This is a genomic window from Pseudomonas sp. XP1 (genome assembly GCF_053557675.1).
This window is the reverse complement of record NZ_JBNRIJ010000009.1, coordinates 159,225-175,248: the sequence shown is the minus strand read 5'-3', so window position 1 is coordinate 175,248 and position 16,024 is coordinate 159,225. Positions and strand designations below refer to the sequence as shown.

Annotated in this window: 15 protein-coding genes and 1 tRNA gene; 3 read left to right on the top strand and 13 right to left on the bottom strand. The window is 62.6% G+C overall.

Annotation, left to right across the window (positions count from 1 at the left end):
- Positions 1-76 precede the first annotated feature (76 nt).
- From rbsD to ACK1U9_RS11210, 6 genes are read right to left on the bottom strand one after another with little or no spacing between them, the layout of a single operon-like run.
- On the bottom strand, positions 77-475 hold the full coding sequence (gene rbsD / locus ACK1U9_RS11235; RefSeq protein ID WP_015269789.1) for a D-ribose pyranase: 399 nt from the start codon (positions 473-475) through the stop codon (positions 77-79).
- Positions 472-1,380, bottom strand: coding sequence for a ribokinase (gene rbsK, locus ACK1U9_RS11230; protein WP_153670998.1), 909 nt, complete (start codon positions 1,378-1,380; stop codon positions 472-474). Before rbsK ends, rbsD begins: the two co-directional genes overlap by 4 nt.
- Positions 1,381-1,395: 15 nt before the next feature.
- Complete coding sequence (locus tag ACK1U9_RS11225) at positions 1,396-2,418, bottom strand: LacI family DNA-binding transcriptional regulator (RefSeq protein WP_046614067.1); 1,023 nt, start codon at positions 2,416-2,418, stop codon at positions 1,396-1,398.
- Between the two features lie 4 nt (positions 2,419-2,422).
- Positions 2,423-3,418, bottom strand: coding sequence for an ABC transporter permease (locus ACK1U9_RS11220; RefSeq protein ID WP_108480170.1), 996 nt, complete (start codon positions 3,416-3,418; stop codon positions 2,423-2,425).
- Positions 3,415-4,968: a sugar ABC transporter ATP-binding protein gene (locus ACK1U9_RS11215; RefSeq protein ID WP_108480171.1), complete on the bottom strand. Its 1,554-nt coding sequence runs from the start codon at positions 4,966-4,968 to the stop codon at positions 3,415-3,417. The genes ACK1U9_RS11220 and ACK1U9_RS11215 overlap by 4 nt, the downstream gene beginning before the upstream one ends.
- A 21-nt stretch (positions 4,969-4,989) precedes the next feature.
- On the bottom strand, positions 4,990-5,946 hold the full coding sequence (locus ACK1U9_RS11210; RefSeq protein ID WP_108480172.1) for a sugar ABC transporter substrate-binding protein: 957 nt from the start codon (positions 5,944-5,946) through the stop codon (positions 4,990-4,992).
- A 406-nt stretch (positions 5,947-6,352) separates the two neighbouring features.
- Here ACK1U9_RS11210 and ACK1U9_RS11205 point away from each other — a divergent pair, with 406 nt between their 5' ends.
- Together ACK1U9_RS11205 and ACK1U9_RS11200 are read left to right on the top strand one after the other, a co-directional pair.
- Entirely contained in the window at positions 6,353-7,441 is a 1,089-nt protein-coding gene (locus tag ACK1U9_RS11205) for an asparaginase (RefSeq protein WP_108480173.1), read from the top strand.
- Between the two features lie 124 nt (positions 7,442-7,565).
- Positions 7,566-7,808, top strand: a complete 243-nt coding sequence (locus ACK1U9_RS11200; protein ID WP_085600450.1) for a DUF1654 domain-containing protein — start codon at positions 7,566-7,568, stop codon at positions 7,806-7,808.
- A 14-nt stretch (positions 7,809-7,822) separates the two neighbouring features.
- On the opposite strand, the gene ACK1U9_RS11195 is transcribed toward ACK1U9_RS11200, so the two are convergent.
- From ACK1U9_RS11195 to ACK1U9_RS11170, 6 genes are all read right to left on the bottom strand, one after another.
- Positions 7,823-8,248: a GTP pyrophosphokinase gene (locus tag ACK1U9_RS11195; RefSeq protein ID WP_046614072.1), complete on the bottom strand. Its 426-nt coding sequence runs from the start codon at positions 8,246-8,248 to the stop codon at positions 7,823-7,825.
- A 251-nt stretch (positions 8,249-8,499) separates the two neighbouring features.
- Entirely contained in the window at positions 8,500-9,069 is a 570-nt protein-coding gene (locus ACK1U9_RS11190; RefSeq protein WP_025338525.1) for an SPOR domain-containing protein, read from the bottom strand.
- Positions 9,070-9,194: 125 nt separating this feature from the next.
- Positions 9,195-10,310, bottom strand: a complete 1,116-nt coding sequence (locus tag ACK1U9_RS11185) for a glycosyltransferase family 61 protein (protein WP_108480174.1) — start codon at positions 10,308-10,310, stop codon at positions 9,195-9,197.
- A 33-nt stretch (positions 10,311-10,343) separates the two neighbouring features.
- Positions 10,344-11,486, bottom strand: coding sequence for a hypothetical protein (locus ACK1U9_RS11180; protein ID WP_346641843.1), 1,143 nt, complete (start codon positions 11,484-11,486; stop codon positions 10,344-10,346).
- 267 nt (positions 11,487-11,753) lie between these two features.
- Positions 11,754-13,124: an oligosaccharide flippase family protein gene (locus ACK1U9_RS11175; protein WP_449109900.1), complete on the bottom strand. Its 1,371-nt coding sequence runs from the start codon at positions 13,122-13,124 to the stop codon at positions 11,754-11,756.
- Positions 13,125-13,292: 168 nt separating this feature from the next.
- Positions 13,293-13,369: transfer RNA gene (locus ACK1U9_RS11170), tRNA-Val, on the bottom strand.
- Between the two features lie 203 nt (positions 13,370-13,572).
- Between ACK1U9_RS11170 and ACK1U9_RS11165 the strand changes: the two genes are divergently transcribed.
- Positions 13,573-14,856 carry an NAD(P)/FAD-dependent oxidoreductase gene (locus ACK1U9_RS11165; RefSeq protein WP_025338521.1) on the top strand — a complete coding sequence of 428 codons (1,284 nt, stop codon included), beginning with the start codon at positions 13,573-13,575 and terminating at the stop codon, positions 14,854-14,856.
- A gap of 120 nt (positions 14,857-14,976) precedes the next feature.
- On the opposite strand, the gene ACK1U9_RS11160 is transcribed toward ACK1U9_RS11165, so the two are convergent.
- Positions 14,977-15,711: a peptidase C39 family protein gene (locus tag ACK1U9_RS11160; RefSeq protein WP_025338520.1), complete on the bottom strand. Its 735-nt coding sequence runs from the start codon at positions 15,709-15,711 to the stop codon at positions 14,977-14,979.
- Between the last annotated feature and the right edge of the window lie 313 nt (positions 15,712-16,024).

Here is a 16,024-nt window from a genome sequence, read left to right as displayed (position 1 = left end):
ACTGCATCGACCTCAAGCATTGCGCAGTACCTGTGGGAGCTGGCTTGCCGGCGATTCGGGGGCGCAGCCCCCGCCTTCAGAAAGTCACGCCGGAAATCAGCGCGATGTTGCTGTAGGGCTGGCACTCGCCAGTGCGCACGACCGCACGGGCACTGCGTGACAACGCCTTGAAATCTTCATGGCTCAGCCATTCGCGCTTGCCCAGCTTGCCCTTCAGCCGCTCGATCTCGACCAGCGCCGGCGGCACCACTTTCTGCATCTCTTCGGCCAGCACATGGCGCTCCACCTGCAACTCGCTCAGCACAACCCGCAATACGCTGGCGAAATCCGGCAGGCCAGGCGTGACGGCCAGGTCGATCAGTTCTACCCCCGGCGGCACCGGCAGCCCGGCATCGCCGATCACCAGGATGTCACCATGCCCCATGCCGGCGATGGTCCGCGACAGGGCGACGTTCAGCAGCGGGGTTTTCTTCATGGCGCAAGCTCCGCCAGGTAGGGAATCGACGGCTGGGCGCCGGCGCGGGTAACCGACAGGGCCGCGGCGCGCTGGCCGAAGGCGATGGCTTCCCCCTCCTCCAGGCCGCGCACCAGGCCAGCGGCAAAGCCGCCGATGAAGGTATCGCCGGCTGCGGTGGTATCCAGCGGCTGCACCACCGGCGCGGGGAAGTGCTGGTGGCCCTGAGGGGTGACCAGCAAGGCCCCTTGCGCGCCAAGGGTAATGATCACTTTGCCCGCGCCCAGTTGCAGCAAGCGCTCGCCGGCGCGCCGGGCACCGTCCAGATCAGCCACCGCCACCCCGGTCAGGGCTTCGGCCTCGCTTTCGTTGGGCGTCAGGTAGTCGATGTGGGCGAACCAGCCCTCCGGCAAGGGGCCGGTCGCCGGCGCCGGGTTCAGGATCACCCGCTTGCCCAGTTCACGCCCCCTGGCCAGGGTCCAGGCCACGGTGTCGGCCGGCACTTCCAGCTGGCAGATGATCACCTCGGCCGCCTGCAGCAGCGCATCGAACCGCTGCACCGACTGTGGCGTCAACAGGCCGTTGCCACCGGGGATGATGACGATGCAGTTCTGGCTGGCGGCATCCACGGTGATCAGCGCCACACCGCTGGACACGCCCTGACAAGTGATGACGCCCTGGCAGTCGATGCCTTCCACATACAACGCCCGGTGCAGTTGCCGACCATAATCATCGTCGCCGACATTGCCGATCATCGCCACGCTGCCGCCCAGGCGTGCCACGGCCACCGCCTGGTTGGCCCCCTTGCCGCCCGGCACGGTGAAAAAACTTTCGCCGGGGAGTGTTTCGCCGGCCCGGGGCAGGCGCTGGGCGCGGGCCACCAGGTCCATGTTAAGGCTACCGACTACCACGACCTTGGCACTCATCACATTTCCTTAGCGTTAGCGGTAATCGTTGAACAGGTCCGGGCGCGGCCCGGTGGACTCGCGCAGCACGATGCGCGGGGCGACGATGCGCTGCTCTGCCGCGCCCTGCCGGGGTGTGCCGATACGCGCCAGCAACAGCGACGCGGCACTTTCGCCCAATTCGCGGATCGACTGGCCCACGGTGGTCAACGGCGGGTACACATAGCGGCTGAGTTCGATGTCGTCGAAGCCAATCACCGACAGCTCGCCGGGCACGTTGATTTTGCGCTCGGCCGCGGCACGCAACACGCCGAAGCCGATCATGTCGTTGCCGGCGAAAATCGCCGTGGGCCGCCTGCCCTCCAGCAACCGGGTTGCCACCGCATGGCCCCCGGGGCTGGTGAAGTCGCAATGCAGCACGCGGTCGCCAAGCACCGGTGCGCCGGCCTCGGCCATGGCGCGACGGAAGCCGCTCAGGCGCAGCTGGGTGACCCCGGTCTCGGCGGGGCCGCCGATATAGGCAATGTCGCGATGGCCTAACTCCAGCAAGTGGCGGCTCGCCAGGTAGGCGCCCTGCTCGTGGTCGATGCGTACCAGGTCGGCATCCACGCCATCCAGTTCGCGGTCGACGACTACCATTGGCGTGCGCACGCCAGCCAGGCTTTGCACCAGGTCGCTGTCCTGGCCCACCGAAGCCACTACCAGGCCGTCGATGCGTTTTTCCAGCAGCACGCGCAGGTAGCTGCGCTGCTTCTGCGGGTTGTCGTCGGAGTTGCACAGGATCACGCAGTAGCCGTTGCGCTCGCAGGCGTCTTCGATGCCCCGTGCCAGTTCGGCAAAGTACGGGTTGACGCTGCTGGGCACCAGCAAGCCGATGGTGGCCGTGCTGCGCGCCTTCAGCGAGCGGGCCACGGCGCTGGGCACGTAGTCGAGCTCGGCGATGGCGGCTTCGACTTTCAGCCGTACGTGCTCGCTGACAGGCCGGGTCTTGTTCAGCACATGGGACACGGTGGTGTAGGAAATACCCGCCAGTGCCGCGACGTCTTTGATGGTTGCCATGTTCTCAGTTCCGCCGGGCTGCACGCCGGCTACGGTAAGTGTCGAGCACCACGGCGATGACGATCACCGCCCCGGTGATGATGCGTTTGGTCGGTTCGCTGGCACCGATCTGCGCCAGCCCTGCGGCCAGCACCGAAATGATCAGCACGCCAAAGAAGGTGCTGATGACCGAGCCACGCCCGCCCATCAGGCTGGTGCCGCCAATGACCACGGCGGCGATCACCTGCAGTTCCAGGCCGGAGCCGGCATTGGGGTCGGCGGCTTCCAGGCGCGAGATCTGGAACAGCGCGGCCAGGCCGGCAAGCAGGCCCATCAGGGCGAACACCAGCACCTTGTACGGGCGCGGGTCGATGCCGGCCAGGCGCACGGCTTCTTCGTTGGTGCCGATGCCGATCAGGTAGCGGCCGAATACCGTGCGGGTCAGCACCAACTGGGCCAGCACGATCACCAGCAAGGCGATGATGAACGCCGGCGAGATGCCGAATGCGATGGGGTTGGAGAACCAGGCATAGGCATCGCCGATATAGGCGGTGCGCGAGTCGGTGAATTGGTAGGCCAGGCCGCGGGCCATTTCCAACACGCCAAGCGAGACGATGAACGACGGAATGCGCCAGGCCACGGTAACACCGCCGGTAATGCTGCCGGTCAGCGCGGCCACGGCCATGCCCAGCAGGGCCGAGGGCAGCACGCCCCAACCCCAGCCGAGGATCGCCACACTGACCGTCGAGGCCGCCAGCGCCAGCACCGAGCCCACCGACAGGTCAATGCCGCCGATGATCAGCACGAAGGTCATGCCCACCGCCAGCACCATCAGGTCGGGAATCTGGTTGGCCAAGGTACTGAAGGTGTTGTACGACCAGAAGTGGCTGCTGAGGAACGAGAACAGCACGATCATCGCCAGCAAGGCGCCGGCCAGGCCCAGGTAGGTACCCAGGCCAAGATAGGTGCCACTGCGGCGCACCGGTGCGGCGCCTTGGCTGTCGAGCGGGGTGGTTTTCATGCATCCATCCTGGGAGCTGCGTCATGCAGCAGTGCGTCACGTTTCTGATAACCGGCAAAGGCTGCGGCCAGTAGCTGGTCCTGGCTCCAATGGTCACGCTCGAAGGTGTCGATCAGGCGACCGGCCGACAGTACGGCGATGCGGTCGCAGATCAGCATCAGCTCGCGCAGGTCGCTGGACACCACCACCAGGGCCTTGCCCTGGCGCGCCAGCTCGGCCAGCAGGCCATAGATATCGAACTTGGCGCCGACGTCGATGCCACGGGTGGGCTCGTCGAACAGCAACACCTGGCAGTCGCGCTCCAGCCAGCGGCCGATCACCACCTTCTGCTGGTTGCCGCCAGACAGCTCGCCCACCACCTGCTGCGGGCCGGCACTGCGAATGCGCATGGCCTGGATCTGGCGCTTGGCCAATGCCGCTTCGGCTTCGCCATCGAGCACCCCGGCCCGTGATACCGCGCCGAGGTTGCCCAGGGCGATATTGGCGCTGATCGACTGCGTCAGCAGCAGGCCCTCGCCTTTGCGGTCTTCGGTGATCAGCGCGATACCGGCCTGCACGGCAGCCTTGGGCGAGTCGATGGTGACCACCTGCGGAGGCTGGCCGAGGGCGATGCTGCCGCTGTCGGCACGGTCGGCGCCGTAGATCAGGCGCAACAGCTCGGTACGGCCGGCACCGATCAGGCCGGAGATGCCGAAGATCTCCCCTGCCCTGACCTCGAACGAAACTTCACGTACCTTGTCGGCGCGGCTGAGCTTGTCGACCTTGAGCAGCGGCGCGCCGATCTGCCGGCGGCCCAGGTCGATATGCTCGCCCAGCTCGCGGCCGACCATCAGGTTGACCAGTTCGGCGCTGCTGTAGCGCTGGATCGGCTCGTCGCACACCAGCTTGCCGTCGCGCAGCACGACGATGCGCTGGGCCACACGCTGCAGTTCTTCCAGGCGATGGGAGATGTAGACGATGGCCACGCCACGTTGGCGCAGGCGCTCGATCTGGGTGAACAGCAGCTCCACTTCGCGCGCGGTGAGCATGGCGGTGGGCTCGTCGAAGATCAGCACATGGCAGTCGCCAATCAGGTTGCGGGCGATTTCGACCATCTGCTGATGGCCGATGCCCAGCTCGCCGACCGGGGTGTCCGGGTCGATGGCGTCGAGGCCGACCTGGGCCATGGCGGCCTTGGCCAGTTGGCGCAGGCGCTTTTGGCTTATCCAGCCAAAGCGGCCAGGCAGGTTGTCGAGGAACAGGTTCTCCGCCACGGTCAGCGTGGGCAGCAGGTTCAGCTCCTGCATGACCATGCGCACGCCGAGGCGCTCGGCCTCGCTGCGGCTGCCCGGCGCGTAGGCCTGGCCGCGGTAGCGCATGTGCCCGGTGGTGGGGGTTTCCAGGCCACTGATGAGCTTGGACAGGGTACTCTTGCCGGCGCCGTTCTCACCGGTCAGCGCCAGCACTTCGCCGGCCCGCAGGTTCAGGCTGACCTCGCCGAGCACGGGCTGGGCGTAGGTCTTGCCCAGGCCGCTGGCAGCGAGCACCACTTCATTGGCCGATGCAGGCATGGCCGTTTCTCCTGCCAGCGATCAGGGCTTGGTGATGAGTTTGACCGGGGTCTGGATGACGTTGTCGGCATCCACGTCGGGTTTCTCGCCCTTGACCATTTTCAGCGCCGCCTGGATGCCAAACACCGCCTGCTGGCTGGCCGCCTGGTCGAGGGTGGCCAGCACACGGCCATCTGCGAGCATCGGCTTGATGGCGTTGATGTTGTCGTAGCCCACCACTTGCACCTGGTCGGCTTTGCCGGCGGCACGCACGGCCGACACGGCGCCCAGGGCCATGCTGTCGTTGCCGGCCAGCAGGGCTTTCAGGTCGGGGTATTCGTTGAGCATGGAAGCGGCGACGGCGTTGCCTTTGTCGATTTCCCAATTGCCGCTCTGCACCGAGACTATGTTGATCTGCGCGGCGTCCATGGCGTCCTTGAAGCCGGCGGTGCGCTGCTGGGCGTTGGTGGTGGTCGGCACGCCTTCGATGATGCCGACCTGGTCGCCGGCCTTGAGCTTCTGCTTGGCCAGGAAGTCGCCGACCAGGCGCGCGCCCTTGCGGTTGTCGGGGCCCACGAAGGGTACGCTGATACCTTTGCTCTGGAGCAGTTCCGGGTCCAGGCGGTTGTCGATGTTGATCACCACCACGCCCTTGTCCATGGCCTTCTTCACCGCCGATACCAGCGCCTTGGAGTCGGCCGGGGCGATGACCAGAGCCTTGACGCCCGCGTTGACCATCTGCTCGACGATGCGGACCTGCTCGCCGGTGTCGGTCTCGTTCTTGATGCCGTTGGCGATCAGCTCGAATTCATCGGCGTGGGTTTTCTGGTAGTCCTTGGCGCCGTCTTCCATGGTGCGGAAGAACTCGTTGGCCAGCGACTTCATGACCAGGGCGACCTTGGGCTTGTCCTCGGCGTGGGCGGCAGAAAACGGCAGGGCCAGGGTAAGCGAGGAAATGACAGCGAGGGCCAGCAGACGACCGGGGAACGGCAGTTTCATGAACGATGACTCCGAATCTTGTGTTTTTTGTCGGATCGCAAACGTTTGCGTTGCCTAACTATGGAAACAGGACCGGGGTTTGTCAAATCCGTTTGGCTGTCGGAGGTCAAGTCGAGCTTGGCGCAGTTTATCCGGATTTTTTCCGAAAAGCCGAACGTCTTTTCCTACGTTTGTTCGGAATCTCGAATGACATACCCCCTCATGTGGGAGCGGCCTTGTGTCGCGAAAGGGCCGCAAGGCGGCCCCGGCAATGTGTGCTGTTGCGCCGGAATCTGGGGCCGCTGCGCGCCCCTTTCGCGACACAAGGCCGCTCCCACAAGGCCCGTGCGCGCAACTGGTACGAAACCTGCCTTGCACCCTGTGCGACAAAACAACCATCTCATTAGGAAGAGAGAGAACAATAACGATGAATGCCGCACTGAAAACCTTCGCCCCCAGCGCACTCGCCCTGCTGCTGGCCCTGCCAACCTTCGTCTCGGCCAAAGAAGCCGAAACCCAGCAGAAGCTGGCCAACGTGGTCATTCTCGCCACCGGCGGCACCATTGCCGGTGCTGGCGCCAGCGCCGCCAACAGCGCCACTTACCAAGCCGCCAAGGTGGGCGTCGACAAGCTGATCGCGGGCGTACCGGAACTGGCCGAGCTGGCCAATGTACGCGGTGAGCAGGTCATGCAGATCGCCTCCGAGAGCATCTCCAACGACGACCTGCTCAAGTTGGGCAAACGCGTTGCCGAACTTGCCGAAAGCAAGGACGTGGATGGCATCGTCATCACCCACGGCACCGACACCCTGGAAGAAACCGCCTACTTCCTCAACCTGGTGGAAAAGACCGACAAGCCGATCGTGGTCGTCGGTTCGATGCGACCGGGCACCGCCATGTCCGCCGACGGCATGCTCAACCTGTACAACGCCGTGGCCGTGGCCAGCGACAAGCAGTCGCGCGGCAAGGGCGTGCTGGTGACCATGAATGACGAGATCCAGTCCGGCCGCGATGTGAGCAAGTCGGTCAACATCAAGACCGAAGCCTTCAAGAGCGCCTGGGGCCCGATGGGCATGGTGGTGGAAGGCAAGTCCTACTGGTTCCGCCTGCCGGCCAAGCGCCACACGGTCAACTCCGAGTTCGACATCAAGCAGATCAGCAGCCTGCCGCAGGTGGACATTGCCTATGGCTATGGCAACGTCACCGACACCGCCTACAAGGCGCTGGCGCAGAATGGAGCCAAGGCACTGATCCATGCCGGGACCGGCAACGGTTCGGTGTCGTCGCGAGTAGTACCGGCACTGCAGGAACTGCGCAAGAATGGCGTGCAGATCATTCGCTCGTCGCACGTCAACCAAGGCGGTTTCGTGCTGCGCAACGCCGAGCAGCCGGATGACAAGAACGACTGGGTCGTGGCCCACGACCTGAACCCGCAAAAGGCACGGATCCTGGCGATGGTGGCGATGACCAAGACCCAGGACAGCAAGGAACTGCAGCGGATCTTCTGGGAGTACTGATCGCCAGCCGCTCCTGAAATGCAAACAGCCCCGCTGCCTAGGCGGGGCGTTTTCTGTCTAACTGTTGCGAAATTACTTACAGTGAAATACTGTATGTGCATACAGCAAAAACAAGGAAACACTTGTGTCCAGCACCGTCTCCGCCACCCCAAGCAGCTATGAACAACTGGGTATGCGCATTCAGAAAATCATCAACAGCCCCACTGCCCAGCGCAGCCGTGCGGCATTGATCTTCCGTCTGGAGCAGGAAACCCCGGAAGATTGGGAAACCCTGCTCGAGGAAATTGCCGAAAACGATAACGTCACCCTCGCCCACCGCGACGATGGCGGCGTGCAAATTTTCTGGACCGTACCGAAGGAAGACTGACCGCGCGTTCAACCTCAAGCCAATGCCTGCAGGTAGGCGCTGGCTTCGCGGTAACGCGCCAACCGCGCCAGGTCGGTGGGGCCCGGGCACGGGATACGCGAAAGGTCGCTGTTGTCGGCCAGGTCGGCCAGCTTGACGGTGCGCGCCAGCGGGTCACCGCCCAGGCGCACCACGAAGTCGTGGTAGGCCTCGCCCTCACGGCGGCTGAGCGCCAACAAGGCGGCAAGGATTTTCAGCGCAAAGCCCTCGCGCGCCAGGTCGGCCAGGGTCAGCGGGGTGTCTTCGATCACATCGTGAAGCACCGCGACAATCTGTTGTTCGGTTGTGGAAACCCGCATCATCACGCGTAGCGGGTGGAGGATATAAGCAGCCCCACCCTTGTCGTATTGCCCTTCATGCGCCCTGGCGGCCACGGCAATGGCCCGCTCCAGTGTAGACATGAGGCCCTCCCCGTTCGGCTTCTTCCTGCCAAGCATAGCCAAAACTGTGCGGACAATGTCTAGCGCGCGTGTGACTGCTCGAAATCCGGAGGCTGGCGCGCGCCCTGCAGGAGCAGCCTTGTGCTGCGAAAGGGCCGTACCGACAGCGCATATCTGTTGCCCGTACCGGCCTCTTCGCAGCACAAGGCTGCTCCTACAGGCCCCTGCCAGATCGATGGATCAGGTGTTCCTCGAGTGCGCCTACAGGCTTTTTAACGCGCAGCGCCGTGCTGGATCACCACTGAATCGGTACCCAGCTTGGCCATCACCTCGGCCTTGCGTGCTTCGGCTTCTTCACGGCTGGGGAACGGCCCCATCAGCACCACCGGCTTGCCGTCGCGGTACTCCACCGATGACGGGATGCCCTTTTCGATCAGGCGTGCAGTCATGTCGCTGAGCGCGCCCATGTTGGCGCCCTGGATCACTTCCACATCCCAGCCTTGCGGGGCCGGCTGGCCTGCCAGGGCTTCGGCGCGGCGCTGCAGCTCGGCGCCGCCGCACATCTCGCGGATGCGCAGGTTGTTGCCGCTGTCGTCGACGATGATTTCATACTGGCCATCGCGCTTGATCGCCACGTAGCTGCGGTAGGCCTCGTACTGCCCGGCATCATCCTTGCCACGGACCTGGCCGCAGATGGTGCCCTGGGTGTCGATCCGCACGTTGCCGAACTTGGCAGTCTTGGGGTTGTGCAGGTGTTCGGCCACCTGTTTGTGCACGCCTTCGACCTCGTTCTCACAGCCCGCCAGGGCGAGCACTGCCATTACCACAGCCAGTTTGCGCACGCGTGTACCTCCAGATTCGAAGGCGCGGATTCTAGCACGCCCATCCCGGGCAAGGACCGCGACCATACGTTACACCGTGCAACCAGGGCCATGCACCTCAGGCAGTCATGGCATGCCATGCCTCGTCATGACGGCAGCAGATCCAAGGTCCGTTCGAGCTCATCGAGGTCGATGCGGAAGCCGCTGCCATCGGGTATTCCGACCACAAAGCCGAAATGCTGCTGATCGCGGTCAGTCAGGTACTTGTAGAAGCAGACAAAGCGATCAGGTGGCTGCAGCGTCAGCACCGAAGCGCCGGGCGCCAGCACATTCATACCGTGGATGAGCTGGCTGCCTTCGACGCCCACCACTACCCTGGCCCCGGCACAGGTTTCCACGATGGTTGCCAGGTCGCACCCCAAAGGCGCAAGGATGCGAAAGCCGCGATGTTTTTGCAGATGTTCGGCAATCTGTAGTTCGTTGCGCAGCAGGCGCAGATCTCCGTCACACCCCCGCAAGATGAAGACTCCCGGGTGGGGCTTGTAATTTACCCGCGACAACAACTTCCGGCCCATGGCGCGGTATCGCTCGGACTGGTTTGTGTTGTGGCTGAAGTCATCGAACAGCACCAACTCTCGAAAAAAGGCCGTGTGTAGCCGAAGTGGGTGCATGCCAAGCCATTCTTCGTATTGCGCACCCTGGGAAAAACGGGGGAACCTGCCCGAGGGCGCGGTGGTAACCGGCACGCCTTCGTTACGGGCCAAAGCATAGGTGACGCAATCCTCGGCCAGCCATGTTCCAAACCAGCGGTTGCCGTAACGTGAACAATAAGCGGCCCCACGCTCGATCTCCTGCTCCACGACGATTCGCGGCAACCCGCTGGGCCGGTCAGACAGCCAGAAGCTTGCATTGTTCTTGTACAGTGCGCCATCGATCAGAATGACGTCCTTGATCAGATAGCCCCTGGTAGGGGCCTGTGCGACGCTGCCCAGCCCCTCCATGGTTCGCCGCGGATGCTCGAAAGGAAAGAAACGTTTCTCTTCCCAGCCGGTCACTCGCTCCAACTGGTTCGGCAGAAAGAAAGCGGGAGGCGCCGGGGTGACCTCGGCGGGGGCGATATCCCAGGTCTTGGCCGCAAGGCTCTTCAGGTTCTCTGACGGCTTTCGTACCAGCCACTTTCTCGCAAGGTACTTGTATGCGGCCAGGCTCCAGCTTTTACGGTCAGATCCCTTCGTGTGTACATCCGAAATGTCGTTCATCATCAAGCGCTCTCATTGAAAGGCTATCTTTCATGCTCAGTTGCACACTACTTTTTCCAGAATGGGAGGGGACTGAAAGTGAGCATATCGATCGCGCAAGTTCTCCAGCAGCAGTTCGCCAGGCGCTTTCGCACAGTAAATGTATATCTTGAACAAACCACCGAAGACCATTTCGCGATAGCGGTCGACAATTTCCTCGTCACTTGGCCCATCCGGCAAACCCAGATGCAGTGTGAGCCTGCTGCCCTCGACGGCAAATAACGGAAATTCCCAGAGAAACTTGGCGATACCGGTCTTCGGTAGCCGGACGAACATGAAGGCCTGGTTGCCCAAGGTATCCACATCACCACCGCGCCGACGCTTCCATTTCAAAAGCCCATCGTCCGGACGTGCCAGACATTGGCCGATATCGTAATAATCGAAACCCTGCTCGATGGCCCACTCCAGGGCCATGAAGGTAGTGATCGAGTTGACCTCGCGCAGACGTTTCGGGTCGTTGAAGACGGCCTCCGGGTAGCCAAAGCGAAGCGTGCTCCAATAGCGCTTGCCGGCCCGGGTAATTACACAACCGAAATGACAGGCTACAACCTCGTCGCCTTTCATCACGAGGTCGAGCCGGCCAACGGTCTTGGCGATGCGCAACACGTCCCGGGAATCGAACTGTTGGGCATGCAGGCCATGCCGCGCCTGGGCATAAGGCTGCAACATTTCCCGGTCGGCCTTGCCGATCTCCTCGTCCGTCAGCACCTGCTGCATGCGGTACAGCGGCCGACACTTGCGGATGTTGCGGCGCAGTTCACCGTCGTAGCGGGCGATGATCTCCTCCAGCGGACGCCCCAGTGGGATGATGGCACTCAGATAATGGGGCACGTACAGGGCACCTGCACTGGGCATCTCGCTGATCAGCACCCTATGGGGCGCGGCGCCACGCTGTTGCGTGCTATCGCCGGGTTTGGTGTCGACCTCGGGTTTACCGCCGATGAGCAGCTTGGCCATCTCCTTGCGGCTCTTTCGACCGACATATAACACTTCGTAGTCGTTACTTGTCTGCAGCCGAAAACTGGTAATTTCCCAGCGCCACAAACACGCACGCCCCATTATATCCTGGGCCCAAGTCAAGAACTTTCTTATTTCGAAGCGCATCGACGGCGTTATGAGCTTTCGTATGTGCTCTCTCATTTCATGTCCTTGGAGCTTATCCAGTTAACAGGTAATAAGTACTGCCAAATAAACACCCAACAACCTTTGGCACTTAAACGCCCCAGGCTGCCAGATACCAAAAGATTAAAGATCTGCGGAAAAGGTCTGTCAAGACACGCTTACTCATTGATTATTCAATGATTAGCCAATGGAGACTGCATGTTTTATGGCGCCATTTTTTCTACTTGCGGATATGGCGAAAGATAACAACGGCATACCTGACCGTGCGGCGCCTTCACGGCCCAATCAGGTAAACAGGCTGGTTATCATTTCACCGAAAAAGACGCCGATCAGCAGGGCAGGCAGCACTACAACCTCGCGCTTCAGGTCCAGCAGACCCAGCTTGCGGTTGACAGGAAAAATCAGGAAAAGCGTGAAGAAGGTATGCAGAGCCACACCCCAGACGGCATAGCTCACGCCACCGATGGCCATGAGGACCGGCAGCAGGATAAACAGCGAAACGACCCGGATGATGTTGTCCATTGCCACGTATTTGGTCAGCCCCAGGGCCAACCAGAGCTGGTGTGCCAGCGTGAAGCGCAAGGTGAAAAGAGAGAGCGAGAGAATGGCCATGGTATTGCCAGCGCCGGCATAACGGTCGTCGTACAGCCAACTGATCATCAGCGGGCTGGCAGTCAGCAAAAAACCGCAAGCGAATAGCGAGGTCAGGTCGAACAGCACTCTGGAGCGGTAGTAAAGGCTGCGCACCCGCTCTTTCTCACCACTTCTCGTTGCCTCACTGAAGGCCGGCAAGGCGACCGCCCCCGCCAAGCGCAACAGGACAGACTGAATGGCCCCGAGGATGGCGACAGCGATGGAATAGACCCCCAGCTCCGCGACCGACATGCTTCCGCCGAACCAGATCCGGTCACCCTGCATCGCCAGAACCCCTACGGAGGACGACAACAGGATCCAGCGTCCGTAATCGAACACCTCGCGCAGCGCCGCCGGGTCCCATCGCAGGCGGTTGCGCGGCCCTTGGAAGAGCAGGTGACTGAGCAGGGTGAAAACCAGTGTGCCCAGCAGGCCCGCCGCCACTAATGACCAGATGGAGCGGGTGAGATAGCCTGCCACGAGCATCACTATCAAACCGACAAACTGCGCAATCAGCTCGGCGATCACCACCTTCTTCTGCTGGAAGACCCGGATGGCCACATCGACCTTGGGCGACTGGAAGCCATAGATGATCGCGGTGAACCCAGACAAAGCCAGCACCATCGGTAGCTCTGGAGCGGCGTAGGTGGAATGGGCCGGCCACAGTTCGATGTACTGCGTGAACCTTGCCCCCAGGGCCAATAGCAAGGTCAGAAGGAACAGCACAAACCCACGGATGACTTGCACAGTCCACACGGTATCGAGAAACAGCGGCTCGTCGCCGCGCGAGCTCTGAATGACGTTCGGCCGCAGCCCAACATCGGAAAGCAGTTGCAGCAACACTGAAACAGTGGTCGCAATGGCCATCACGCCGAACATTTCCGGCACTAGCAAGCGGGTGATCACCAGGTTGCCGCCCAGTCGCATGACCTGGGAAGCAACGACAGCAAGAAGGTTCAACCCACTGGCCCACATGGCCCGTTTGCGCAGGCTCAACGGACGCGACGCATCAATCGAAGGCATAGCCGCATCTCTGAACCCATCGCTAGAGACTCACTATAGTCGCAATTTGCTATGCGGCTATCCGAACAGGCTGCAGCGCGTGAAATCGCCCTCCGCTGGACACAACAAAAACAAAAGGGCGACCCCTTGAGGTCGCCCTTTTGATGCCCGGAAACCGGGACTTTTGTTTGGTAGGCACAATTGGACTCGAACCAACGACCCCCACCATGTCAAGGTGGTGCTCTAACCAACTGAGCTATGTGCCTGTCGTGTGGTGCGCATTCTACCCATTCCAAAAACCCTGTCAACACTTTTTTTCGCGCTAACCTACTGAATCTTAAACTCTTTATAGAAACGCGCGCTGACGAGGGCCGAGTAAAGGATTTTCAACAGACGACTAGCGGGTGTTTATTATTATTGATAGCATCGGTACATTCGTTAAAAATATAAAACACGAGGTTCCTGCAGCATGGCTAACACCCCCTACCCCCAGTCCTACTACGCCGCCTCGGCCAACCCGGTGCCGCCACGTCCGGCGCTGCAGGGTGAGGTGGAAACCGATGTGTGCATCATCGGCGCCGGCTACACCGGCCTCTCCAGCGCCCTGTTCCTGCTGGAGAACGGCTTCAAGGTGAGCATCGTCGAAGCGGCCAAGGTCGGCTTCGGCGCATCGGGCCGCAACGGTGGCCAGATCGTCAACAGCTACAGCCGCGACATCGACGTCATCGAACGCACCGTCGGCCCCAAGCAGGCCCAACTGCTGGGCCAGATGGCCTTCGAAGGCGGGCGCATCATTCGTGAGCGCGTGGCCAAGTACAACATCCAGTGCGACCTGAAGGACGGTGGCGTGTTCGCTGCCCTCACCAGCAAGCAGATGGGCCACCTGGAGTCGCAAAAGCGCCTGTGGGAACGCTTCGGCCACAATCAGCTGGAGCTGATGGATCAGAAGCGCATCCGCGAAGTGGTCGCCTGCGACAACTATGTGGGCGGCATGCTGGACATGAGCGGCGGCCACATCCACCCGCTGAACCTGGCCCTGGGCGAAGCCGCCGCGGTCGAGTCGCTGGGCGGCATCATCTATGAGCAAACCCCGGCCGTGCGCATCGAGCGTGGCGCCAACCCGGTGGTGCACACCCCGCAGGGCAAGGTCCGCGCCAAGTTCATCATCGTCGCCGGCAACGCCTACCTGGGCAACCTGGTGCCGGAACTGGCCAGCAAGTCCATGCCATGCGGCACCCAGGTGATCACCACCGAGCCGCTGGGCGACGAACTGGCGCGCACCCTGCTGCCGCAGGACTACTGCGTCGAGGACTGCAACTACCTGCTCGACTACTACCGCCTGACCAGCGACAAGCGCCTGATCTTCGGTGGTGGCGTGGTGTACGGCGCGCGTGACCCAGCCAACATCGAGGCGATCATCCGTCCGAAGATGCTCAAGGCCTTCCCGCAGCTGCAGAACGTGAAGATCGACTACGCCTGGACCGGCAACTTCCTGCTGACCCTGTCGCGCCTGCCGCAGGTTGGCCGTATCGGCGACAACATCTACTACTCCCAGGGCTGCTCGGGTCACGGCGTGACCTACACCCACCTGGCGGGCAAGGTGCTGGCCGAGGCCATGCGCGGCCAGGCCGAGCGCTTCGACGCCTTCGCCGGCCTGCCGCACTACCCGTTCCCGGGTGGCCAGATGCTGCGCGTGCCGTTCAGCGCCATTGGTGCCTGGTACTACAGCCTGCGCGATCGCCTGGGCTTCTGATGTAGGCAGGGCTGGCCTCTTCGCGGGTAAACCCGCTCCCACAGGGATATCACTGGGCCTGAGGGCAGCGGGTTTCCTGTGGGAGCGGGTTCAGCCGCGAAAGGGCCGGCACAGATAAAGCTATTTGTTCAGGCTACTCACAGCCTGCTTCGCCGCAATCTCCTGCCCCGCCCGGGCCAGTTCATCCGCAGCCTGCAACCAGCGCTGGCGGTCCACCTGGGCCGGCAGTTGCCGCGGTGGCTGCACCAGCACCGCCCAACTCCCAAGCTTCGCCCAGGCCGAGGCAAAGTCATCGAACGCCATCAGCTGCCGCCGGTGCATGCCCGAGCGCAACAGCACCCGCTGCTTGTAGCGGTCGTAGCCGATCAGCACGGCGTAGCGTGGCTCGCTCCACCAGGCCGAACCATCCTCGTAACGCAGCAGCACCGGGTTGCCCGCCGCAACCTGGGTCAACAGCGCGTCCAGCTGCTTGTCCAGTGGATACACCACCATGCCGTAGTCGCGCGCCACCCGGGGGATGCCGGTGTCCAGCGCCTCGGCGCCCTGGGGCAGGTTCAGCGGCTTGTCCAGCAGCCCCGGCGTGATCGGAGCCCCCTGTTGCGACAGCACCGCCGCCAATGCCATGGCCCCGCTGTGGTTGGCGTTGCCACGGTAGAACGGCACGCTGCTGATCTCGACCCGCTGTGGCAGGCCCTTGAGGTTGGCGGAGGGTGCGCTGGCACAACCGGCCAGGCTGGCCGCTACCAGGCAGGCCGCCAGCAGCCGACGAGGGATGGTCTTGAAGGAAGGTTGCTGCATGGACACTCGCTTGCTCCAACGCCGGGCAGGCAGCGCCCGGCTCTGGCCACCGATCATAGGTCGGACAGCGGCGCGGGTATAGTCCGACACCGGTTAGGAGCAAATCGGACCAAGCAATAGACCTTTGGTCAATGGAACGTCACAGGCGAAAGACTAGACTAAAGCAGTGTCTGGAAGGCCAGCGTCGGCGACCGAGCGCGGCCCGTAGAGATGGAGGCACAGATGAGCCTGACCATGGCGATACTCATGCTGGTGGGCATGTGGCTGAGCGTTGCAGCTGCCATGCTGTGGGGTGTACTGCGTATCGTGCGGCGTCATTCCCACCACCACCTGCCACCGCAGGCCCCCGCCAAGCCACAGCCTCTGCGCC